Raw genomic sequence first — 22,029 nt, 5'->3', positions numbered from 1 at the left:
AAATTTTCATTTCTATCTCTATTAAGTAATCATGAAAGATTTATTTACCCGAATAATGGAACAGCGGCGAACTAAGACTTGAACCATAAAGTCTTAGACTCGCCGCTGTTTTATTCAGCTATCGTATCCCGTTCACTTCATCATCCATGAATGGACGCTTGACTGGAAGCCGCATTAGCATCCTTCAGGTTGCGGTTTTTCACTCCTAGTGATAAGACGAAACAGATAAGCAAAATCAGACACGCTAGTGCATACGGATAGTTGATATCCACATCGAATAAAAATCCAGCTACGATAGGACCTGCAATATTACCAAGACTGGTAAAGGCTGAGTTAAGGCCAGCAACATAGCCCTGTTGATCCTTTGCAAGCATCGACATTTGGGTACTGATGGCCGGTCGCAAAATATCGATCGCCAGAAATACGATAAAGGTAACAGCAAAAATCATCCAAAATCCGTGAACAAAAAGCGTCAGAACAATAAACAAACCAGCAAAGAGCAGACAGACTGAAATGACCCTTTTCTCGCCAAAGCGATTCATTATCCAGCTAAAGGCAGTAAGCTGAACCACTGCGCCTGCTATTGACCCGAATGTAATGATAAACGCGATATCTTTCGGCTCAAATCCAAACTTATGGTCGACAAACAATGAAAAGACCGTTTCAAAATTAGCCAGTCCGAAAGACATGACAAACACAATGATCAAACTGAAAAAATAAGGCTCTCGATAGGAGTACATTAACTGGGAAAGAAGACTGCTTCGTTGTTTTTCACTAGAATGAGAGTCCGATAATGATTCTTCCATAGGTTTCGATTCCTTGAGGATTAACAACGTGATGCATGCAGCAATCAGTCCCGCAATTCCTGCCGAATAAAAAGGTACGCGAATACCAAATTCAGCAATGTATCCTCCAATGCCTGGACCGATAATAAAACCAGTCGTAATGGCTGCCGTAATATACCCCATCCCGGCCGCTCGTTCTTCATTCGTTGTAATATCTGCTGCGTAAGCCATTACGGCTGGCATAATCAGTGCGGCACTGATGCCGCCTAGCAACCTAGAAACAAACAGCAGGACTGGAGAATTCGCTATACCGAACATCCCTTCTGAGATAGCGAATACGACCAAGCCGATCACAATGATCTTTTTTCTTCCGAATGAATCAGCCCATCGCCCGGCAATTGGGGAAAAAAGAAGCTGCGTCAACGAAAAGGCTGCCACTAACAGGCCGATAGTCCCCCCGGTAATTCCCAAACTCTCCATGTACTTTGGCATAATCGGTATAACAAGCCCGATCCCCGTAAAGACAAGGAAAATATTGAACATCAGAATCAATAGGGCTCCCTGATTTTTTAATAATAAAGCCATTTACTATTCCTCCAATCCATCACAAAACACTGAATATCTATTCTAGATAATCACGTAAAAAAAGCTAGCGGGACGGTTTGACAATGCCAAATAAAAACACATCCATCGCTAACCGAAAAGTCGCCAGCGCTTCCTCTCGTTCCATTCGCCGCGAGTGTTGATTTAAACCAAACATCAGGCTGTCCAAGATAATGGCGACTCCGGTTACATTCGTCATTTCAAATTCGCCGTTATCGATCCCCTTTTGGAGCAACTGTTGATTAAAGTCGATATAACCTTGGATCATTTCGTTGATACGATCCTCCACATCCGAAGGCTTCTCCGACATGTCGAAAAATTCATCAGCAGCCTTGGTCAGCGGATGGTTCATAAAATCGGTCGCAAAATGTTCAGCCATTCCATACAATTTATCGATCGAGGTCGTGTAGAGTTGTTCCTTGACCAGCCACTTCTCTTCCCATTCGCTGTTCCAAACTTCAATCAGATGTAAAAACAGCCCTTCCTTGCTTTTGAAATGATAATATATGTTACCGCCGCTGTATCCAGTAGCTTTCACGATATCTTCTATTGATGTAGCCTTGTAGCCTTTTTGCATAAATAAAATTCTGGACGCATCCGCAATCTTCTTCTTGGTCTGCTCTGTTTGCTGCTTCTTTTTATTCAACGATCATTCACCAACTTCCCAGCCAACAATACTGAACTTTCATTCAGTATTATAAGCGTTACAAACATCCTTGGCAAACCTTCTTATGCGATAAGAAAGAGCTATGAAGAGCATTTTGGTTTGAGTCAACATAGTGGAGGAGAAGAAAAAGCACAGGTCTCTTCGACTCTGACATGCCAGCAGGGGGGATTCACTGGCCGTCTCCACTTCAAAAAGGGAATCGTCGAGCCAAAGCCACCCTACGGGCGGAAGTTTCTCAAGGAAGCAGTGTTCGACAAGCGGGTCCCCTTTTTGAAGTTCCGACTGGGCAGGCGTTGTCAAGGTCTACGAGCTCTGTGCTTTTTCTTCTCACCAGCTTTATTGGTTCGTTTGAGACCTTTTAAAACAGCCTAAGACAGCAACAGACCGCACAAAGCCCCTGTAACCACAACCAGCCATGGCTGCAGCTTCCAGTGCTCCAGCATGATAAACAAAATAGCCGCTACGATAAAATCCAGCGGAGCAAGAATGGTACTCGTCCAAATCGGATCGTACAGGGCTGCCAGTAAAATACCGACGACTGCTGCATTCACCCCTACCAGCATTCCTGCTATTTTCGAATTTCTCCTCAAGGAATTCCAAAACGGCAATGCGCCGACGACGAGTAAAAAGGCCGGTAGAAAAATGGCAATCGTAGCCACTACTGCACCGACTCCTCCTGCAATCATTGCTCCCAAATAAGCGGCAAAGGTAAACAATGGCCCTGGTACTGCTTGTGTAGCCCCGTAGCCGGTAAGAAATGCTTCTTCCGTTATCCAACCTGTCGGGATTACCTCCCTCTCCAGCAAAGGCAATACAACATGACCTCCGCCAAAAACAAGTGAGCCTGCACGGTAAAAGCTCTCAAACAACGCTAGCAAGGAAAAGCCTGTGTTCTCTCGGAGGATGGGCAGCACAAGCAAAAGCCCGAAGAAAACGATCCAGCACGCAATGGCTAGTGGACGACTGATCGGCACACGAAATTCAGGGAGCTCCGAAACTTTTGGCTGTCGGAAGATAAGCAACCCTGCTATTCCTGCTAGAATCATGACTGTAACCTGACTCCATGCAGAATGCCACAACAGCGTGATGGTAGCAGCGATGATCGCAATCGTCACGCGTGTTCGATCCGGGGTCAGCTTTTGTCCCATCCCCCATACGGCATGAGCAACAATCGCGACAGCTACTACTTTTAGACCGTGAATCCAAGAAGCACTGCCACTATCCACTCCTTGTAAAGTAAACGCAAATATCAGGAGCGCCAATACCGAAGGCAGAGTGAAGCCGATCCATGCAGCAACCCCTCCCCACAATCCGGCTCGCATGATTCCGATTCCGATCCCTACCTGGCTGCTTGCGGGGCCAGGGAGGAACTGACAAAGCGCAACCAATTCCGCGTAGCTTTGCTCATCCATCCATTTTCTTCGTCGAATGTATTCGTTGTGAAAATAACCGAGATGCGCGATGGGACCACCGAATGAGGTCAATCCCAGCTTGGTCGAAACGAGCAAAACTTCACGCACAGCTTCCCATCTACTTATTTGGTGCGCGGTTTCTTCTAGGCGATTATTCTTCACTTAGCTGTACACCTCTCCGCTTTCCGCTTCATCATACATGCTATTTTATCGCTTTTCCTATCCTTTCATTGTAAAAAGATCGTGAAGAAGGCTCCGCATCGATACGGAGCCTAGACCCTACTATTCCATTCGAAATACCGGTCCTCTCGCCACGAACGGCAGGTTACTCCCCTTCGGCAGCATGATGGCATGACTACGGATTACTTTGATCCGATCACATTCCCCATCGGTAATGATCAAAATCGGACCGTCCTTTGGAAAATCGGTTGCTTTCTCAAGCATGTCAATGCCCGGCTGCAGGATCGTTCCCCCTCGTCCTTTTACTTTGACGCGATCTGCAATGTCCTCTGGAGAAAGGTAGCCCGCATCATGCGCCTGCGCATCACAAAAGACCACGCGCGCATACGGAACATCTCGCGCTACACTGTAACTCGCGATCGCCCCCAATGCTTTGCCGAGCAGCTTGGTATCCATCGAGCCGGATGTATCGATCACGACGCCAAACGTGCGTGCCAGCTGATCCGTTTCCCGAAAGCTCCAGGCAGGACGGGCAATGTCAGGTGTAGAGGACTGTCTGCGGCTTGCCCTTGCATACGTGCGGCTCTTTTCCAACGGTGGAAAATGCTCGTCAAACCAACGGGCAAGCTGAACATCCCACGGAATCGGCGGTTGCCCCAAGGCGCGAATCTCTTCTACCAAACCCGCAGGCAAAAGCCCTCGCCCTTTCTCCTGGTGGTAGATCAAGCCTTGCGACATCGCATTGCGATAAAAGTCATCCAGCGTCGTTCCCGGACCCTTTTCCCAAAAACGCGGATCGTCTCCATCCAGAATATCGCCCATGCCGATCCCACGTAAGGTGTAGAGCTTGCGATACGTACGCATGTCCGTCACGATTCGGTCGTAAATCGCTTCTGCCGAGAGTCCCTTCAAGTCTGGATCGTACAGTCCGCCAATTTGCGGAAAACGTCCCACACCTAGCTCCATCAGCCATTGATTAATCACGTAATCGCAGCTGACATTCCAGTAATACGGGTCGCGGCCTTGGCAGCGCTCATGGTGGCGCAGCCCAGCGTGCAATAGCTCGTGTGCCATCACGAATTTGCATTCCTCTTCATCCAAGCCCGCCGCAGGATTGATGAAGATTTCGTTGGATGTTACATCAATAGCTGCCACCGAGATTTGCAGCCGTTGACAGATCTGCGAATCCTCGATAATCGTGAAATGGCTCGCTAGGGAAGCCAGCAATGGATAATGATTGATGAACCAGCGCTTGGCCTTTTGTGCCTCAGACAGCTGGTTCTCTTCATTCCCGAGAGCATCGGAATAGCCGCCCGCTACGCTGACAGCACTTTGCACCGCCTGCGCCAGCCCGATCCCCAAGAGCCGCTCCCACTTCACATCTCGATTGTAGGTGTACCGGACGTATTTATCCGAGAAAAGCATATCTGCCTGTTTTTCCCCGCCCGTTCCAAACAGCTTCAAATGCTCCGGTACCCCATGCTCCACGAACCAGTCATACAGCTCTTCTTCGCTCTTTCCCGATTTATCCAGCTCAAAGGCCATTTCAGCAGGAGGCTTCCCCAGCTTCATGTCTCTCAAAAAACGCGTAATATAACAATCGCATGCGATGTTCCACAATATCGGCTGCTCTTTTTCCACAAAATGTCCGAAGCCCAAATGCAGAAGTGCATGTGCGAGAACATAAATCCATTCCCCGACTTCCCCTCTGCGCTTCGGATGCGCGTACAAGCTGCCTTCCCGGGTCACGACTACCCAACCGTTATCCGGACAAATACTTCGCTCGGAACGAGTAAAGTGCGCTCGCGAGGACAGTGGACCAAACATCGGATGATGACTCAAAAAATGTACGGCCTGCTCGTAGTTTTGCGTTGCCGGGTCGTTTTTAACTCCTCTGGCCATTGGCTATTTGCCCTTCCTGTCCATGGCCAGACGCGGTAAATCACGAATTACCTCTACAACGAACCAGTCTGGCAATCCGTCGCCATCCTCGTGCCGCGCCACTACCATCTGCGCCATTTCCAGAGAGATGGAAGCGAGCTCCTTCAAGAGAGCTTTCGCTCGGTGTGCAAACCGTTTATGCTGCTCCCCCACGGAGGCTTTATCCGCTGGCAGTTCTTTTTTGATCTGCGAACGGAATGAATCGGCAAGAAAATACAGTACGTCCCGATCCTCTGGAGCCGTTGGGAAAGAAGCCTCACCCTCCAAAATACGGTTGAGCTGGTATTTGCCTTGAATATTCTTGTGAAAAGCTCGAAATTGAGCAGCATGCTGGGGCGTCAAGCATCCGAAGGCCAGTACCCCCACCATCTCTGTCGTCAAGTTCTCACCGAATTCGTTCAGGGCATCAGAGAGCATGTGCCAGGAACGCGGAGTAGAAAACGGTTCCTCGCTCTTCGGTGGCTGCGACCACAAATAGTCCGGGCGCACCTCCAAAAATTGCAGCACGTAGGAATGAATACTGTTGCTGTACGCCCAATTCATCCATTGTTCATACGAGACTAGCAATTGCACGTGGAACATCCGGTTGATCAGAGCAGACGACATCGGTTTGACAATCGCGCTATCCTGCGCGCGGTTTCCTGCTCCAATCACAATGGACCCTTCTGGCAGATGGTAATCCCCAATTCTCCGCTCATGAATCAGACTGTAAAACGCCTTTTGCACTTCTTGCGAGCATGCATTCAATTCGTCAAGAAACAAGCAGTACGGTTCTTCTCGCGCAATTTGCGCAGGTGGGCAAAATCTGCTTTTCCCGTCTACGATCTGGGGGACACCGATAATATCCTCAGGTGCCAGCTGACTCCCCAATAACGATACGCAAGGCAGGCCCACCTGCTCGGCAAACGCCTCGACGAGAGACGACTTGCCGATTCCTGGTGCGCCCCAAATAAATACTGGACGAGCTACTGCAACGTTTAGCAGCACATCCATCAGTTGATTTTGCGTGACTTGAATTCCTAGATTCATTTCATAACCTCTCTTGTTTGATTGATTTTTGCAGCAATCTACCTCTTTTCGTAATTGATTTCCATTGACTAGAGCGACCGTCACACCACAAATATTTCCTAATATTACAAGAAGATTGAATAAGGAGCAAGAAAGAAAGGCATCACATGGTAAACCGTACCTGAATAAAAACAACGAAACCAACCAATCCCCTTATGCACAGTATCGGAATAGGATGAAAAGATATGAAAAAAGGAGGACGTTTCATTTGTCACAAGCAAATATCCCTAACATTACCCCGCTCATTACCATCACACAAAGCCAAGTCGCAAACTTGCTACTCGCATCCATCGCATTGGAAGAGCTTGGGTTAAGCCATATCATTAACGCAGAGGCGGAAAAGCTTCAATATGTCCTTGGTACGCTTCCAGGATTAACAGGTCCCCCTGCAACCATTAGTGATTTGCTGAATGTGAATTCTAGTGTAGTCAATACGCTCAGAGAGATAACAAAGAAAGAGATTCTGCTGAACAACAAGCTGAATTCCGTATTAACCGCATCGTCTATCGCTAGTCTCACAGGAGCCACTGGAGCAGATGGAACAGGAACAACAGGGGCAACCGGTGCTACTGGCGCTACTGGGCTAGGAGAAACGGGTGCGACAGGAGTCGGCGTGACCGGGGCTACAGGGGCGACCGGAGCTGGGGTCACTGGAAGCACTGGTATCACGGGGGAAACTGGCGTTACTGGTGTTACTGGTGTTACTGGTGTTACTGGTGTTACTGGTGTTACTGGTGTTACTGGTGTTACTGGTGTTACTGGTGTTACAGGAGCCACGGGTGTAACGGGTGCAACAGGCGCGACGGGTACTGTTTCCAGTGTTTTCGGTAACTTCTGGCTATCCTCGGCTATCGATATTTCGCCAAATACGATCGTCCCGCTTAATGTGTCGAATGCAGACAATTCACTTGGCTTTTTACTCGCTGGCGGGCAAGTCACCGTACCTGCAAGCGGCATCTATCTCATCAGCTATCGTGTTACTACTGCACAAGCAAGTGAAGTGTCTTTCATTATCAGAAGGAATGGCGCCAATATTACGGGCTCTGCCGGAACTTCAAGCAGTGCGGATAGTGCAGAGGATGGAAATGCATTCGGCATGGTTACCTCTTTCACCCGATTAGTAGCAGGAGACATCGTAGACATATTCCGTACGGGAGGTATCGCAGACCAGTTTTTGCAAAGCTTCGCAGACGGAACGACAACGGTGACCGGCTTCCTCACTTTAGTGAAGATTGCCGACTAATCCAAACATAAATCATTTCACCACTCGGAGCCGCAGCTACGACTCGATTCTGGCTGTCGTTGCGAGTGAAGCTCTTGCTGCGGACTAGCCTACTTCTCCTCCTTATGTAACATTCCTTTTTTTACCACGTCACATAAGCAAAGGGGGAATAACGAAAGATGAGAAAAATCGTGAAAGCCAGTGGTATCACCATATTGGTCGCATCCTTGATCGGATGCAGTTCGAGCGAGCAGTTCGCATCAAGAAGCGAAAGCGGAAACAAACCAGCAGCATCTGTTGCGCAAAGTCAAAACAATCAGGTAGCCTCCAGTCCAAGTCCTCCTAGCCAACTAGCTGATTACGCGCTGAAAAAATCGGTCGATCCCCTCCCCAATGACATGTACTTCAAAGATTACGGCACCAACCAATTTGTCTCGACGGCGAAGGACCGCCTGTCTACTTTTGCCGCTGATGTGGACACTGCCTCTTACACCATGATGCGCAATTTTATAAAAGACGGGAATCTCCCGCCAGCAGAAGCAGTTCGGGTGGAGGAATTCATCAACTTCTTCCCCACTTCGTATCCCGCGCCAACCAATCAGACATTTGCGATTCAGGCTGATAGTGGCCCCTCTCCCTTTCAAAAAAATCTTCAAGTAGTGCGAATCGGGATCAAAGGAAAGGAATTACACGCCCAAGAGCGGAAGCCCGCTACGCTCGTCTTTGTCATTGACGTATCTGGCTCGATGAATCGGGAAAACCGATTAGAGCTGGTGAAAAAAAGCTTACATGTTCTTGTCGATCAACTCCAACCTACAGATTCAGTAGGGATCGTCGTCTATGGATCAGAGGGACGCGTTCTTTTGCCCCCAACCTCTGCCGAAGACAAACAGACGATTTTTTCAGCCATCGATAAACTGCAACCCGAAGGCTCCACCAATGCGGAAGAAGGACTGGTGCTAGGTTATGAAATGGCGACCCGTTCTTTCAGGCCTAACGCCATTAACAGGGTGATTTTATGCTCCGACGGGGTAGCCAATGTCGGAGAAACAGGGGCCGAGGGCATTTTGCGTTCGATCGAGGACTATGCGCGAAAAGACATTTACTTGAGCACCTTTGGCTTTGGCATGGGAAATTATAATGATGTCCTGATGGAGCAGCTGGCGAACAAAGGAGAAGGCAACTACGCCTACATCGATACGTTTTCCGAGGCGCGCCGCATTTTTACGGAATCATTGACAGGCACCCTCCAAACGATCGCTCGTGACGTAAAAATTCAGGTAGAATTCGACCCTAAGAAGGTAGACTCGTATCGCTTGATCGGTTATGAGAACCGCGATGTCCACGACAAAGATTTTCGCAACGACAAGACAGATGCGGGTGAAGTCGGCGCTGGTCATAGTGTGACCGCTCTTTATGAAGTGAAGCTCGCTTCCCCTGCCCATGCAGATCTCGGAACGGTTCGCGTGCGCTATCATCATGCCTCTTCCCAAAAAGTAGAGGAAATCTCCGAGCCCGTGAAGGTGCAAAATGCCTTGTCTCCTGATGTGACGTTCCTTGCTGCTGTAGCAGAGTACGGGGAAATATTGCGAGAGAGTCCGTATGCCGAAAGAAGCTCCCTTGCCGATGTACTCAAACTGGCGGAAGCCACAGCCACTGGAGAGGAACAGCTCGAATTTGTCCGCTTGGTAAAAGATAGCATGGCGATCAGCAGGAACTAATGCTTATTCCTAGGCTCTGGTGTCACGCCTGTATCTCATCCAAATATAAACCATCATTCCAATCGCCGAACTGATTAGCAAAAATGTGATGCCGTAATGACGTATATAAACGACAACCTTGAGCCACTCTTTCTCAAGCGCCTGTCCCAACAGTAAAAAAGTGACACTCCAAAGAAATGCGCCTGCGTAAGCAAAAAAAGCAAATCGTCGAAACCCCATCGTGGAGACCCCTGCCAAATAGGCGGTAATATGACGGACGCCAGGCAAAAAATAGCCGATCAATAACAGGTATGGACCGTACTTGGCAAACAGCTTTTGGGTTGACTCTATTTTTTTCGGCGAAATATGCAAGTACGGTCCAACCTTCATAAGCAACGGCAGCCCCCACTTCCACGCGATGGCATAGCTGATCGTAATCCCTACTGCCGCTCCCAAAAAGGCGCTCAGCACTGTAAACGGCATGTGCAAAACACCACGGGAAACCGCATAGCCAGCGTATGTCATCAGTACCTCATCTGGTATGGGGAGCCCTACAACACCAAGTGTGAGCGAAAAAAAGATGCCGACATATCCATATTTCATCAAAAAAAGATCCAGATGCTGCTCCACGGCTACCTCCAATAATGTTGTCCTACTTCATTGTATTCTCTCCCTATTCTTTGACATTCTGGCTTTTTTACAAAAAATCAGGTCAGGGCATATGGTATCCTAAAAAAAATCTTATTTCCTTTTTCAGGTGACGCTATGAACTATATGGAGCAAATAACATATGCCCTCTCTTTTATCGAAAAGCAGTTAACGGAAAAAGTCACACTCGATGAAGTGGCATCAGCCGCTGGATATTCCAAGTACCATTTTCAACGCCTGTTTTTTCACGTCACAGGAGAAACTGTCGGCCAATACATTTCGAAGAGACGCTTGACCGAGGCCGCCAAAGCGCTGTTGCTGGAACAAAAGAACGTGACGGAGGTCGCCTTTACATACGGCTTTGATTCTCACGAAGCCTTTACTCGCGCTTTTACGAAACGCTTTGGCCTGCCTCCTTCTGCACTTAGGCGATCTGGAAAAATGCCGCGGTACACAATGCTGGAGCGTATCGAGCTACCATATTTAGAAAATATTCAGCTGCAATCGATTGAACCTGTCTATGTCCCTTCCCACGAAGAACTGAACCTGGTAGGCTACTCCTCCACTACCCGTTCGACAGCCGATATTGTCCATTGCTGGAACCAATTGGGGCAGAAAATCGAGGTACAGAAGAACCAGAAGCGTTATGGGGTCATTCGCTACCCGGATGCTTTCGGGCTTTCGTTGAGCTTTGCCTATTTTGCTGGCATACACACTACGGAGCAGGTTGGCACAGACGGATTGGAATCACTCACGCTGCCTGCATCTGGTTATCTTATTTTCCCTCACAAAGGATCGGTGCAAAATCTCAAACTGACGTATCAATACATATACGGGAGCTGGATGACACATGCATCCGCATCCGACCAGCTTTATGCCCGATACGATTTTGAATACTACGATCACCGCTTTCTCGGAAATGACCATCCTGATTCGCTTTGCTTCATCTATATACCCGTTCTAGCCCGAGAATAGATGATAGCGGTTCGCATTTTCGATCAAGTTTTCCTCGTTTTCCTGTCGTACGCTAGACGTGTGAAAAGGAGTGAATCGAATGAAAGAACTGACCTATTTGACAGCAACCGAGATGGGCACTTGGATACGCGAGCGGAAAATAAGCGCCGAGGAAGCTACCCGGCATATCTTTAAACGAATCGACTCCCTCAATGGCAAAGTGAATGCCATTGTCGCCTCTGACGAAAAGTCTGCGATCGAAGCTGCCAAACAAGCAGATAAAGAAATAGGGGAAGGTATCTATCGCGGGCCTCTTCACGGGGTACCAATCACAATCAAAGATTCTTTTGCCACAGCAGGACTCGCCACTACTTCTGGTTTCCCACCTCTAAAAGGCTACATTCCGCAACACGACGCAGCAGTCGTTAGCAGACTGAAGCAGGCAGGAGCCATCATCCTGGGCAAAACGAATGTCCCTCCTCTTCTGATGGACATGCAAACAGACAATGATATTTACGGTCGGACGAATAATCCATGGAATCTGGAGAGAACAACAGGCGGTAGCAGCGGAGGATCGGCAGCCGCAGTTGCTGCCGGGCTTTCCTATTTGGATATTGGCAGTGACATTGGCGGATCGTTGCGTGTTCCGGCTCATTTCTGTGGCGTACTTAGCTTGAAACCGACAGAAGGAGCCGTTCCGGCAAGAGGACACATGCCCGGTTTTGAAGGAACCGCTGATTACACTTCCTCACGTCACCTTGCTTGCTATGGCCCGGTGGCCCGATCAATCGAAGACCTGGAAGTGGCGTTTTCCATCATTAGTGGTGGAAACGGCAAAGCTGGCCTACCTCATGGACCACAAGTCTTGGCCCCACCCCTCAAGGAGCAGCCCCTACACATTCGCTGGATGGAGGAGCTGCCCAGCTACCCGACGAGTCGAGCCATTCGCGATCAGTTGCGTCGCTTTGTCAAAATGCTGGAGCAACAAGGCATGCGCGTAGAACAAGTGACGGCACCACCTTTGGATGTACGCAAAACTTGGGAAACATGGGGAAAAATTATCGACGCGGAGTTAAACTCTACGACACCTCCACTCATTCGTGGTTTAGCTCATCTCATAACGATGCCGATTTATAGCCAGCTTCCCACGGCTACCATGCTCATCCCACTGACGTTCAAAAACTACATGCGTGTGTTAACCATTCGGGAGCAGCTCATTCGCAGCTTCGAGCAATTCATGGCCGACTGTGACTTGTTCTTGTGTCCGGTTAGCTGCACGACAGCTTTCCCACATATGGCAAAATCGAAAGTGTGGGGCTACAAGCCGCTTTACAACAAACCCTTGTACGTAGACGAGAACCCGCAAAACTACTGGGCCGCTACGACTTTTTATACGAATCTGTTTAATGTCACCGGAAGTCCGGTCGTAACGATGCCGATTGGTTTTGATGTGCAAGGTCTTCCTATTGGCATACAGTGTGTGGGCAAGCGATGGCGTGATAGGGAATTGCTACAGGGAGCGTCGAAACTGTATGCGACCTGCCCAGAGTGGCGGGCGCCTGAAATTTCTGTGGAGCCGCATTGAGAATAAAATATTCCAGCCCAACTTGCATAAAGCCCCTTTCCTATGAAGAAAACTACCAGAGCGAACCCTATTTCTGGTAGTTAGGAGGGGCTTTATGCTTCCATTATTGAAAAAGCGCCTGACACTGATTGTTTCCCTGCTTTGCATGACGCTTCACCTGTCCGGCCTATCATTTGCAAAAGAGACAACAAACGCTCCACCTGTCCAACAGTCACGTCTCTCCCAAACAAAGTCGTTTCTTCAATCGCAGGAGAGGCTTTCCTACTCGCTCGGCATTCAAGCATACATCTATGGCTATCCATTAGTGATGTCCGCCAAAACGATGGAAGCCATGGTTAAAAATCGGGCGCCAATCAACCAGTTTTATTATGCGGACACACTCGCTTCCCCAGTTTATCGGGATATCGTGACGCCGAACTCCGATACATTGTATATGAGCGCATGGTTGGATTTGTCAGAGACGCCCGTCCGCTTGACTGTCCCCGCCAATCCGCAAAACCGCTACTATACCGTGCAAATGCTGGATGCGTACACAAATACGTTTCGCAATGTCTCCAATCGTTCCACCAAACAGCAGGCCGGACAATATATCATTGCAAGCCCACAATGGAAAGGGCCTACCCCTGCCCATATACCTGTGATCTACGCCCCTACGAATACCGTCTGGCTCATTGGCCGTGTCGAGGTAAAGGGTGAAGCTGATTTACCGCAGGCTGTCTCGTTTGAAAAACAAATCGCGATTGCCCCTGTCCACCCAAAATTGCAAACGGCACATGTTCCCGAAGCGCTTCCTCCTGATGTGTTGTCATCCCTTTCCTTTTTTCAAGTCATGACGAAATGGATCCAGAGCAATCCTCCGCCCGAATGTGATCGCGTCTTGCTCGATCAATTCGCTCAAGCTGGGATCGATGTCCAAAAAGGCTTTGATCCTTCCGCGCTCGGTCCAGCCAAACTTGCGGGCCTACAGCATGCCTTACAGGATGCCCCGTCCATCGTGCAAAATCGCTTTCCCAGCTACGCCACCTTCCGTAATGGATGGGGCTCCTTTTCCCCCATCGGCACATACGGAAACCAGTTTCTTGCCCGTTCCTTTATCGCCTATTCCGGTATTGTAGCCAATGTGCCGAGCGAGGAAGCCTATTATCGTGCATTGACAGATGGATTAGGAAAACCACTTACGGGAGCCAAAAGCTATACGCTGCATTTTACAAAGGAACAGCTTCCCAAGACGTCTGCATTCTGGTCGATCAACGTCTATGACAACCAGTTGTTTTTAGCCAAAACAGCGGCCGATCGCGCATCGGTTCGCAGCAATACAGGAACGCTAGCGTACAATCCCGATGGCTCCCTCGATCTGTATTTGCAACAGCAACCGCCTAAAGGCAAGGAAGGCAACTGGCTCCCTCTCCCTGAAGGCGAGTTCAATCTAGTTTTGCGGGTATTTGCACCGGAGCCTGCAACGCTGGACAAACAGCACGCTTGGCCTGCTGTCACGGAAAGCAAACCAATACCGTAACACAACGAAAAAGGCACCGCCCCATCGTGAGCGGTGCCTTCGGTATTGAATCTGTTACTTCTTCAAATCTTCAATGGAGTTGATCTCCATATAGGCTGGAACAGCCAAGCCCAGCTTGGTTCCTTGCAGGTTCGGACCGAGATCCTCTACGTCTTTCCCCAGCTTTTCCATGTAGTCTGCGTGCGTGGTCGGCAGCCATGCTGCTACCATTCCGTCCACATCGCCGTTTGATACCCCTACCCACATTGGGCCGGCTTCTACTTGGCTAAGCTCCACCTTGTATTTCAGCTTTTGCTCCAGAACCGTCTTCACCACATTCGTGCTGGCGATTTCAGAATCCCACGCGACGTAGGCGAGCGTCAATTTTTTGCCTTCTGCAGGCTGGATGCCTTCTACCCACTTGTTGACGGTAGCCTCATTGTTTTTCACCCATTCGGCTGCTGCCTCTTCCGGCTTTTTGCCGCCCTCGATATCGAGCATTACTTTTTCCATGTCCGCAGGTGTCCACGAAAACTTGTCGAGGAACGCATATGCACTTGGGTGCTCCTCCTTCAGTCCTTTGCGCACGATGGTATGGATTTGTTCATCCTTCCCGAAAGTGCCTTTCGGATCTTCGAGATACTTCATCTCGAACTTGGAGAACATCCAGTGAGGTGTCCAGCCTGTCACGATAATCGGCTTTTTGTCTTTGTAGGCTTGTGTCAGAGCTGCCGTCATCGCTGCACTGGAGCCCTCCACCAGTTCCCAATCTTTCAGATCGTAGTCTTTCATGGCTTTTTCCGTCGCTTTCATCAGACCAGCGCCAGGATCGATTCCGATAATTTTATGATCCACTTGTGCTCCAACGCTATTCGGTGCAGACGTACCGGTATTGCCCTCGGCAGGCTGATTTCCCTGTGGTGTTCCCGCATTTGAACATCCTGCCATCACCATACTGAGTCCGAGTGCGACTGCTAACCCTTTCAAGGCGCCTTTTTTCATTTTCATGAAAACCCCTCCTACGCGTTTTTTCTCTTTCCAACACTTTGCGTGAGTCGATCCAGTAGAATCGCCAAAATAACGATTGCCAGACCCGCCTCAAAACCTTCACCGATCTTGATCTGTGTTACGGCACGATACACGTCCGCCCCCAAGCCTTTCGCCCCAATCATAGAGGCAATCACGACCATGGACAGCGCGAGCATAATGCTCTGGTTAATCCCGGCCATCATTGTCGTCTTGGCAATCGGTAGCTGTACCTTCGTCAGTTTTTGCCAGTAGGTAGAACCGAACGCTTCAGCAGCCTCGATCAGATCGGCAGGAACTTGACGAATTCCCAGGTTGGTCAGACGGATCGTCGGTGGCATCGCAAAAATGACAGAAGCAATAACCCCTGGTACTTTACCGAGCCCAAAGAAAAAGATGGCAGGAATCAAGTACACAAACGCCGGCATCGTCTGCATGAAATCAAGCAGCGGTGTGACGACTTTTTGCACGGAATCATTCTTCGCGCACCAGATACCGACGGGAATCCCGATAATCACCGAGATCAACCCTGCCGTTAATACCAGCGCAAGTGTTTCCATTGAATGCTCCCAATAACCCAGATTCTGAATCAAAAGAAGACCAATGAAGGTAAAAAGAGCAATTGCCACTTTGCCAGCGCGATACGCCAGCAGTGTAAACAAAATGATCAGGGCCCAAAACGGGATTCCTGTTAGAATCCACGAAAACAAGTCAACGGTTCCACCGATTACAGCTGATATGAAGTCGAACAAGAAGCCCAAATGCTCTTCCAGTCCATCTACAATCGTTTCTATCCAACTGTCGAGCGGCAGCTTCGGAAATAACTGGTTTTGACTCATGATGGATTCACCTGCCCCTCTTCAATCGTTGGCTCTGGAACTTGTTGATTTACTTTTCCTGCCAATCCACCCAAAACGGCTCCTTTTACAATCACGCCCAGCAGACGATTTTGTTCTCCTGTAACCGCCACGGGAATATCTGAAAACGCGACAAGGTCAAACATCTCATTGAGAAGCGTCTGTGGTCCGACAGTCGGTACCTCGGTTCGCAGCACGGATTCCAGCGACTGTCCTGCTTCCTTGGCTCCGTTTACAGCGTCTGCCGTCAGCACACCCAGCAATGTTTTTCGTTTATCCACCACGTACAAACTGGAGACACCGCGCTCACGCATCATTTGCAGTGCGACGCGAGGCCCTCTGTCCAGTGTGATTGTCTCTGCCCGCTTCATGACTTTTTCAGCAGACAACACCTTGGAACGATCCACATCCTCTACGAAGCGTTCTACGTATTCGTTTGCTGGATTGGTCATGATTTCTTCCGGAGAGCCGATCTGTACGATCGCACCGTCTTTCATTAGAGCGATTCGATCCCCGATCTTCAATGCTTCGTCCAGATCATGCGTAATGAATATAATGGTCTTCTGCATGGTGCTCTGCAGTTCCAACAGCTCATCCTGCATGTCCTTGCGAATCAACGGGTCCAAGGCACTGAATGCCTCATCCATCAACAGCACATCGGGTTCATTCGCAAGTGCACGGGCGAGGCCCACACGCTGCTGCATCCCGCCACTCAGCTGATCCGGGTAGCTTGCTTCCCAGCCGCCGAGTCCGACAAGTGTGAGTGACTTTTTCGCTTTTGCCTCACGCTCGGCCTTTGGCATCCCTTGAATCTCCAGGCCGTACTCCGCATTTTCAAGTACCGTCCTGTGCGGAAACAAGGCGAACTTTTGAAATACCATTCCCAGCTTCTTTCTTCTTACATCCTGTAACTGCTCGGTGTTCATACTGACGATATCCGTACCGTCAATCAGGATTCTGCCTTCTGTTGGTTCAATCAACCGGTTCAACAATCGAACCAAGGTCGACTTCCCGCTTCCCGAAAGCCCCATGATGACGAAAATTTCGCCTGCATGCACCTCAAAACTCGCTTGATTCACCCCAAGGGTAAGACCCGTTTCCTTCAAGATATCTTGCTTGGTCTTCCCCTGCTTCACCTGGGACAATGCGCGTTGGGGTTGGCGTCCAAAGATTTTGGTCAAATTCTCTACTTTGATCTTGGGCATATGGTCACCTCCAACTTTTACGCCCGGCATCCGGACTGTTCTTTACCCTTACAATTGTAACCAGCCATTTTTTTTACCTCAAACTGGATGAGGCAGGATAATCGGGCATTTTCAGCGTTCAGAAAAAACTTTACGTACTTTACTTCCTGTATTCTCAGTTTATCACGTATATACTGTACGATATCTCCATTTACTTTTTTCTTTTGGAGACGTACAATTCTAGTCAGGTTACTATGACTAGAGGAGCTGCTTTTTTCAAAATGGATACCAATCAGGAAAAAATCCTCGAAAAAGCTCAGGAACGCGTGATTGAAACGCTCGCTCGCAACATGGATCTGTATGGAATTACCATGTCAACGGGACTGCTGTATGGCACATTGCTCTTTCAGGACAAGTCAATGACACTCGATGAGATGGGCGAAGCACTGGGCATGAGTAAAACCAGCATGAGCACCGGCGTCCGCACATTGATGGAATTAAATATGGTAGAAAAGATATGGAAAAAAGGGACACGGAAGGATCATTACGAGGTCAATCTGGATTGGTACCAGAACTTCATCGACCTCTTTTCCGTGAAGTGGCGACACGCCTGTGAACATAATGTACATGCCTTGAAAAAGTCGCTCCTTGAGCTTCGCGCTCTCCAGCAATCCGAAGAGCTTACGGAAGAAGTCAGGGAACGTGTTGACCTTAGTATCAAGCGCATTGAAAATGGGTTAGAGTATTATCTGTGGCTGTCCCGTTTGATCGACTCCTTCGAATCACATGATATCTTTCAGTTTGTACCGAAAAAGGAAAATGAATCATAAGAAGTTCGTAATCGAAAAAGACTCGTTCCTTACAATAGGAATGAGTCTTTTTTGTGGTACAATTATCCAGAGCAGTTTCACGCTCTTCTATGATGAAAGGAGTGGTCAGTTATGAAAAAGGACATGAATCAACGTTCTTATAAAGCTGTGCGTGTACCAAACAACCAAAAAGGGGAACACCAACACTAACCCCCTTTCACCTAGGAGGAATTGGATTGATTCGGAAAACAGCTCTACTGATTATTGATGCGCAAGTAGGAATTATCGAGGGACAATTTGGTCCTGTTTATCAGCCGGCTACACTTGTCCAAACATTGAAAAAACTGCGGGAAGACGCCTACAGCAAGGATATTCCTGTGCTGTACGTTCAGGATGATGATGTCGGAGAAGTCGGTTCAGACGACAATGCCATCCACCCTGAGATCGCCCCTCTGCCATCAGAAACGGTGATTCGAAAACTAGCGACAGACTCGTTTCACGGAACAGACCTGCACGAAAGGCTACAAGCGCTCGGAATTAACCACCTTGTCATCATGGGGTGCAAAACCGAATATTGTATCGACAGTGCCTGCCGCAAAGCGACGACACTCGGCTATGATGTGACGCTCGTCAAAGACGGGCACTCTACATCGGACAATCAGGTACTGTCAGCAGAACAAATCATCGCCCATCACAATACATGCTTGCATGGATTGGGGAATATTGGACCATTTATTTTGGTGCGGGAATCAACGGAGGATGTCTTCGTCCCTACCCATGATACTTACCGCTAATGTTGCTGAACTTATCGAAACCGTCTCTTCAGGCGGTTTCTTGTTTTGTCCTGCTTACGATTGGACCTTGCTATAATGGAAGAAACGAATCTGCCTATCGAAGGAGAAACCATGTCTACTACTATAGCTGTACCAAGATTGGGCGTAGGAGCTGTCATCCTAAACGACAAGAATGAGCTTTTGCTGGTTTTACGAAACAGAGATCCAGAGAAGGATACGTGGAGCATTCCCGGCGGAAAAGTTGATCCTTATGAACAACTGGAGACGAGTGTCATCCGTGAGATCAAAGAAGAAGTCAATCTCGACATCGAGGTAAAGGCCCTGCTATGCACCGCAGAAACCATCCGCCCGGAAAGTGCCGAGCATTGGGTTTCGGTCATTTACGAAGTCACGATCCTGAGTGGAGAAGCACGTAATTTAGAGGAAGGCGGGGCTATTGGAGACATGCGCTGGTTTTCGCTCGATGCACTTCCGTCGAATCTGGCTTGCTTCGCCGTACCAGCTATCGAGCATTTGCAGAACCGGAACCGTTCATGAAAAGAAAAACGGACAGTAGCCCATGTGGCCTGTCCGTTTTTTCTGAAGAAGATTACTTTCCTTTTTGGATAATCTCTTGCACTCTCCCCACTTGTCCATCCGTCAAACGAACCTTGATTCCATGCGGATGTGTGCTGGAGTTCGTCAGGATATCCTTGACGAACCCACGGGTGCGCTTGCCAGTGCGTTGGTCCTGTTTCAATACAATCTCGACTTCAAGACCTGCTGCGATATCTTTTCGGTTTTTTCCGTTCATTTTTCCCTTCTCCTTTTTTCGTTCTATGTCCCACCTGTGATATAATCGACAAACAAATCCATCTCACCGGAGGAATCCATGCTTACTTTTGAAGAAAAACTAGCGATTATTGAATCTTTTCCACAACTGACTCGGAATGAGGTCTCCCTGAAACGGGTTAATTTTCATTATGAGGAAAGCCTTCATGACAAAAAGACAGTGGTCTATCACCTTCATCCGAACGGCAACGGCTTTGTGTTCGTCGGCTTTGTGAAGAGCTATCAAAAGCAAAAAGACGATAAGGGCTTCATCAATATCCGTGATTTCTCGGCGGAAGAACTGCGCACGGTTATCGAAGCGTCGATCCACTCTCTCTCCCAAAAACGTGAGGAAGCGCCTAAAAACACTGTAGTATCAGATCAACTGGAGCAAACATGGGTCGACAAGCAAAACCGCACGCTCTTGCTGCAACAGGAAGACGCGCTGTGGAACGTATACCACGGGATGAACCTGGAAGCTTCCTTTGAATCGTACGTGGAAGCGGAGCAGTATCTGATTGAAGAAGGATTTTCCCTGCAACAATAAGAAACTTTCCTCCTCCCTGCTACATGTACCATACCAAATCGTAGACGTTTTGATCAAATGGGCGCAAGCGATCCGACCGCTTGCGCCATCCCAACACAGGGGGGCGTACGACATGATCAAGTACAGAGATACACTTCTTACGAATATCCACAAACAGATTGAGACGTGGTATGCCCAGAAGTCTCCCGTCCCTCATGAAGAGTTATATCGCTTTCTTCATTCGTTAAAGGGGACATCCGGGACAATTGGCTTGACCGACTTGTCTGATCTGTCCGAGCTCCTTCTGGATCGAATGGATGACATGCCTGCCAAGGATTGGTCGCTCGGTGAATGGCGATTGTTTTTGCAAGAGTTGATCAGCTTGTGTTACGAACAGCGCCCGGAACAGGAAGTTTTTATTGAGAACCCCACTCTTCAACGGGAATCCCCTTGTGAGCAACAGCCTTTGGTCCTCATCCTGGATGATGACGTCACCCTGCTTATGTATCTAAAGGAATATTTAGAAAACCGCAATTGGTCTGTCATCGCAACGGTCTATCCTCATAAGGCTCTCGACTATTTTCACGACATGAACCCTGACTGCTTCATTCTGGATTTGAACATCCCGGAAACGGGCGGCTTCCAAGTGATGCAGACGATTAGCGAAAAAATAAAGAAGCAATATGTACCTACGACCATTATCAGCATCGATTGCGAACGGGAGACCCGTCTGAATGCCTATCGTTTGGGCGCAGATGACGTCATGTGTAAACCGCTTGATATGGAAGAGCTGGTCGTACGCCTCGAACGCCAGCTTCGCCGGAAGCGCTGGATGAACAGCATCTTGTTTTTGGACGAGCTCACGGGTGTCAACAATCGCAATTCTTTTGTTGATACGTACCAACGGCTTCTTTCTGATGCCCAGCGAACCACCACCCCCTTCTCACTGGCATTTTTGGATATCGATTTTTTCAAAGGGGTCAATGATACATACGGTCATCTGATCGGCGACGAGGTGCTGACTCGTTTTGCTGCTTTCATCGGGCAGAGCTCGGAAAAACATGATGTATTATTCCGGTACGGCGGAGAGGAATTTATCCTGTTGATGCCGCGTACGACTGTACAGACAGGAAAGATGCGCCTGGAGCAGATGCTCTCTTCTTTTAGTTCGCTTACGTTCGATGCTCCTGAAGGAACGTTTTCTTTGAGCTTTTCCGGTGGAATCGTACAAGTAGATGATCCTCATAAACCTCATACGTATTGGGTAGAAGCTGCGGACACTGCTTTGTACGCTGCCAAAAATGCAGGGCGGCGCCGGATTGAAACCGCTCAAATCACAGAGACGCATGACTCCCCTAAGATAAAACTGAAGGTCGCCATTATTGATGACGATCCAATGATTCGCGTGATGCTTGCCGATTCCATCCAAACCAGTTTTAACGGTTGGATGCACGTCGACATTCAGACTTACGAAGAAGGAGCAGCTTTCTTTGACTCCACCTGGCATCAGGGACAAGAACCTTATCTTGTCATTTTAGACGGGATGATGCCACAGATGGATGGCCTCGAGGTTCTCCAGAAAATCCGGAATTTGCCGAATGCCAAGAAATATACGGTGATTATGCTAACAGGTCGTACAGAAGAACAAGACATTGTCCGTGCCCTTCAACTCGGTGCTGACGACTATATGACCAAGCCATTCCGTGCACGCGAACTGGAGGCTCGTATCAAGCGACTGGTTAAGCGAATGTTGTAAGGAGGTA

General features: G+C 48.7%; 21 protein-coding genes. 11 read left to right on the top strand and 10 right to left on the bottom strand.

Going from position 1 to position 22,029, the window contains the following annotated elements; all coding sequences use genetic code 11:
* Window positions 1-140: 140 nt before the first annotated feature.
* Window positions 141-1,370: an MFS transporter gene (locus ACM6JA_RS20890; RefSeq protein WP_414853874.1), complete on the bottom strand. Its 1,230-nt coding sequence runs from the start codon at window positions 1,368-1,370 to the stop codon at window positions 141-143.
* A gap of 64 nt (window positions 1,371-1,434) precedes the next feature.
* Window positions 1,435-2,034 carry a TetR/AcrR family transcriptional regulator gene (locus ACM6JA_RS20885; RefSeq protein ID WP_007725620.1) on the bottom strand — a complete coding sequence of 200 codons (600 nt, stop codon included), beginning with the start codon at window positions 2,032-2,034 and terminating at the stop codon, window positions 1,435-1,437.
* 173 nt (window positions 2,035-2,207) lie between these two features.
* On the opposite strand from ACM6JA_RS20885, the gene ACM6JA_RS20880 reads away from it, so the two are divergent.
* Entirely contained in the window at window positions 2,208-2,417 is a 210-nt protein-coding gene (locus ACM6JA_RS20880) for a hypothetical protein (RefSeq protein WP_414853873.1), read from the top strand.
* 6 nt (window positions 2,418-2,423) lie between these two features.
* Here the strand turns inward: ACM6JA_RS20880 and ACM6JA_RS20875 are convergent, their stop codons facing one another.
* From ACM6JA_RS20875 to ACM6JA_RS20865, 3 genes are all read right to left on the bottom strand, one after another.
* Window positions 2,424-3,629, bottom strand: coding sequence for a chromate transporter (locus ACM6JA_RS20875; protein ID WP_414853872.1), 1,206 nt, complete (start codon window positions 3,627-3,629; stop codon window positions 2,424-2,426).
* 120 nt (window positions 3,630-3,749) lie between these two features.
* Entirely contained in the window at window positions 3,750-5,549 is a 1,800-nt protein-coding gene (locus ACM6JA_RS20870; RefSeq protein ID WP_414853871.1) for a DUF2201 family putative metallopeptidase, read from the bottom strand.
* Window positions 5,550-5,552: 3 nt separating this feature from the next.
* Entirely contained in the window at window positions 5,553-6,617 is a 1,065-nt protein-coding gene (locus ACM6JA_RS20865; protein ID WP_414853870.1) for an AAA family ATPase, read from the bottom strand.
* A 247-nt stretch (window positions 6,618-6,864) separates the two neighbouring features.
* Between ACM6JA_RS20865 and ACM6JA_RS20860 the strand changes: the two genes are divergently transcribed.
* Window positions 6,865-7,899, top strand: coding sequence for a hypothetical protein (locus ACM6JA_RS20860; RefSeq protein ID WP_414853869.1), 1,035 nt, complete (start codon window positions 6,865-6,867; stop codon window positions 7,897-7,899).
* Between the two features lie 158 nt (window positions 7,900-8,057).
* On the top strand, window positions 8,058-9,599 hold the full coding sequence (locus tag ACM6JA_RS20855) for a vWA domain-containing protein (RefSeq protein ID WP_414853868.1): 1,542 nt from the start codon (window positions 8,058-8,060) through the stop codon (window positions 9,597-9,599).
* A gap of 9 nt (window positions 9,600-9,608) precedes the next feature.
* Here ACM6JA_RS20855 and ACM6JA_RS20850 read toward each other — a convergent pair whose 3' ends face one another.
* Entirely contained in the window at window positions 9,609-10,220 is a 612-nt protein-coding gene (locus ACM6JA_RS20850; protein WP_414853867.1) for a DedA family protein, read from the bottom strand.
* Between the two features lie 132 nt (window positions 10,221-10,352).
* Here ACM6JA_RS20850 and ACM6JA_RS20845 point away from each other — a divergent pair, with 132 nt between their 5' ends.
* From ACM6JA_RS20845 to ACM6JA_RS20835, 3 genes are all read left to right on the top strand, one after another.
* The gene (locus tag ACM6JA_RS20845) at window positions 10,353-11,201 is read left to right on the top strand and encodes an AraC family transcriptional regulator (RefSeq protein ID WP_414853866.1); all 849 of its coding nucleotides are present in this window, start codon (window positions 10,353-10,355) and stop codon (window positions 11,199-11,201) included.
* Window positions 11,202-11,280: 79 nt separating this feature from the next.
* Window positions 11,281-12,765 (top strand): amidase, encoded by a 1,485-nt coding sequence (locus ACM6JA_RS20840; protein WP_414853865.1) that lies wholly within the window; start codon window positions 11,281-11,283, stop codon window positions 12,763-12,765.
* A gap of 94 nt (window positions 12,766-12,859) precedes the next feature.
* Window positions 12,860-14,281, top strand: coding sequence for a DUF1254 domain-containing protein (locus tag ACM6JA_RS20835; protein ID WP_414853864.1), 1,422 nt, complete (start codon window positions 12,860-12,862; stop codon window positions 14,279-14,281).
* 54 nt (window positions 14,282-14,335) lie between these two features.
* Here ACM6JA_RS20835 and ACM6JA_RS20830 read toward each other — a convergent pair whose 3' ends face one another.
* From ACM6JA_RS20830 to ACM6JA_RS20820, 3 genes are read right to left on the bottom strand one after another with little or no spacing between them, the layout of a single operon-like run.
* The gene (locus ACM6JA_RS20830; RefSeq protein ID WP_173617005.1) at window positions 14,336-15,262 is read right to left on the bottom strand and encodes a glycine betaine ABC transporter substrate-binding protein; all 927 of its coding nucleotides are present in this window, start codon (window positions 15,260-15,262) and stop codon (window positions 14,336-14,338) included.
* Window positions 15,263-15,279: 17 nt separating this feature from the next.
* The gene (locus ACM6JA_RS20825) at window positions 15,280-16,125 is read right to left on the bottom strand and encodes an ABC transporter permease (RefSeq protein ID WP_414853863.1); all 846 of its coding nucleotides are present in this window, start codon (window positions 16,123-16,125) and stop codon (window positions 15,280-15,282) included.
* Entirely contained in the window at window positions 16,122-17,348 is a 1,227-nt protein-coding gene (locus ACM6JA_RS20820) for a quaternary amine ABC transporter ATP-binding protein (RefSeq protein WP_414853862.1), read from the bottom strand. The genes ACM6JA_RS20825 and ACM6JA_RS20820 overlap by 4 nt, the downstream gene beginning before the upstream one ends.
* 260 nt (window positions 17,349-17,608) lie before the next feature.
* On the opposite strand from ACM6JA_RS20820, the gene ACM6JA_RS20815 reads away from it, so the two are divergent.
* The 3 genes from ACM6JA_RS20815 to ACM6JA_RS20805 all read left to right on the top strand — a co-directional run bounded on the left by ACM6JA_RS20815 (window position 17,609) and on the right by ACM6JA_RS20805 (window position 19,467).
* Window positions 17,609-18,157, top strand: coding sequence for a GbsR/MarR family transcriptional regulator (locus ACM6JA_RS20815; RefSeq protein WP_069852940.1), 549 nt, complete (start codon window positions 17,609-17,611; stop codon window positions 18,155-18,157).
* Between the two features lie 215 nt (window positions 18,158-18,372).
* The gene (locus tag ACM6JA_RS20810) at window positions 18,373-18,930 is read left to right on the top strand and encodes a cysteine hydrolase family protein (protein ID WP_414853861.1); all 558 of its coding nucleotides are present in this window, start codon (window positions 18,373-18,375) and stop codon (window positions 18,928-18,930) included.
* A 111-nt stretch (window positions 18,931-19,041) separates the two neighbouring features.
* The gene (locus ACM6JA_RS20805; RefSeq protein ID WP_414853860.1) at window positions 19,042-19,467 is read left to right on the top strand and encodes an NUDIX domain-containing protein; all 426 of its coding nucleotides are present in this window, start codon (window positions 19,042-19,044) and stop codon (window positions 19,465-19,467) included.
* 52 nt (window positions 19,468-19,519) lie between these two features.
* Here the strand turns inward: ACM6JA_RS20805 and ACM6JA_RS20800 are convergent, their stop codons facing one another.
* Complete coding sequence (locus tag ACM6JA_RS20800) at window positions 19,520-19,723, bottom strand: YwbE family protein (protein ID WP_414853859.1); 204 nt, start codon at window positions 19,721-19,723, stop codon at window positions 19,520-19,522.
* 78 nt (window positions 19,724-19,801) lie between these two features.
* Here ACM6JA_RS20800 and ACM6JA_RS20795 point away from each other — a divergent pair, with 78 nt between their 5' ends.
* Both ACM6JA_RS20795 and ACM6JA_RS20790 read left to right on the top strand, forming a co-directional pair.
* Window positions 19,802-20,287: a hypothetical protein gene (locus ACM6JA_RS20795; protein ID WP_414853858.1), complete on the top strand. Its 486-nt coding sequence runs from the start codon at window positions 19,802-19,804 to the stop codon at window positions 20,285-20,287.
* 112 nt (window positions 20,288-20,399) lie between these two features.
* Window positions 20,400-22,022, top strand: a complete 1,623-nt coding sequence (locus ACM6JA_RS20790; RefSeq protein WP_414853857.1) for a response regulator — start codon at window positions 20,400-20,402, stop codon at window positions 22,020-22,022.
* Window positions 22,023-22,029: the final 7 nt, after the last annotated feature.

The organism is Brevibacillus sp. IT-7CA2, from assembly GCF_949767855.1.
In the GTDB taxonomy this organism is placed as follows: domain Bacteria; phylum Bacillota; class Bacilli; order Brevibacillales; family Brevibacillaceae; genus Brevibacillus.
The sequence above is the reverse complement of the archived record's forward strand: the minus strand, read 5'-3'. Positions and strand labels throughout refer to the sequence as shown.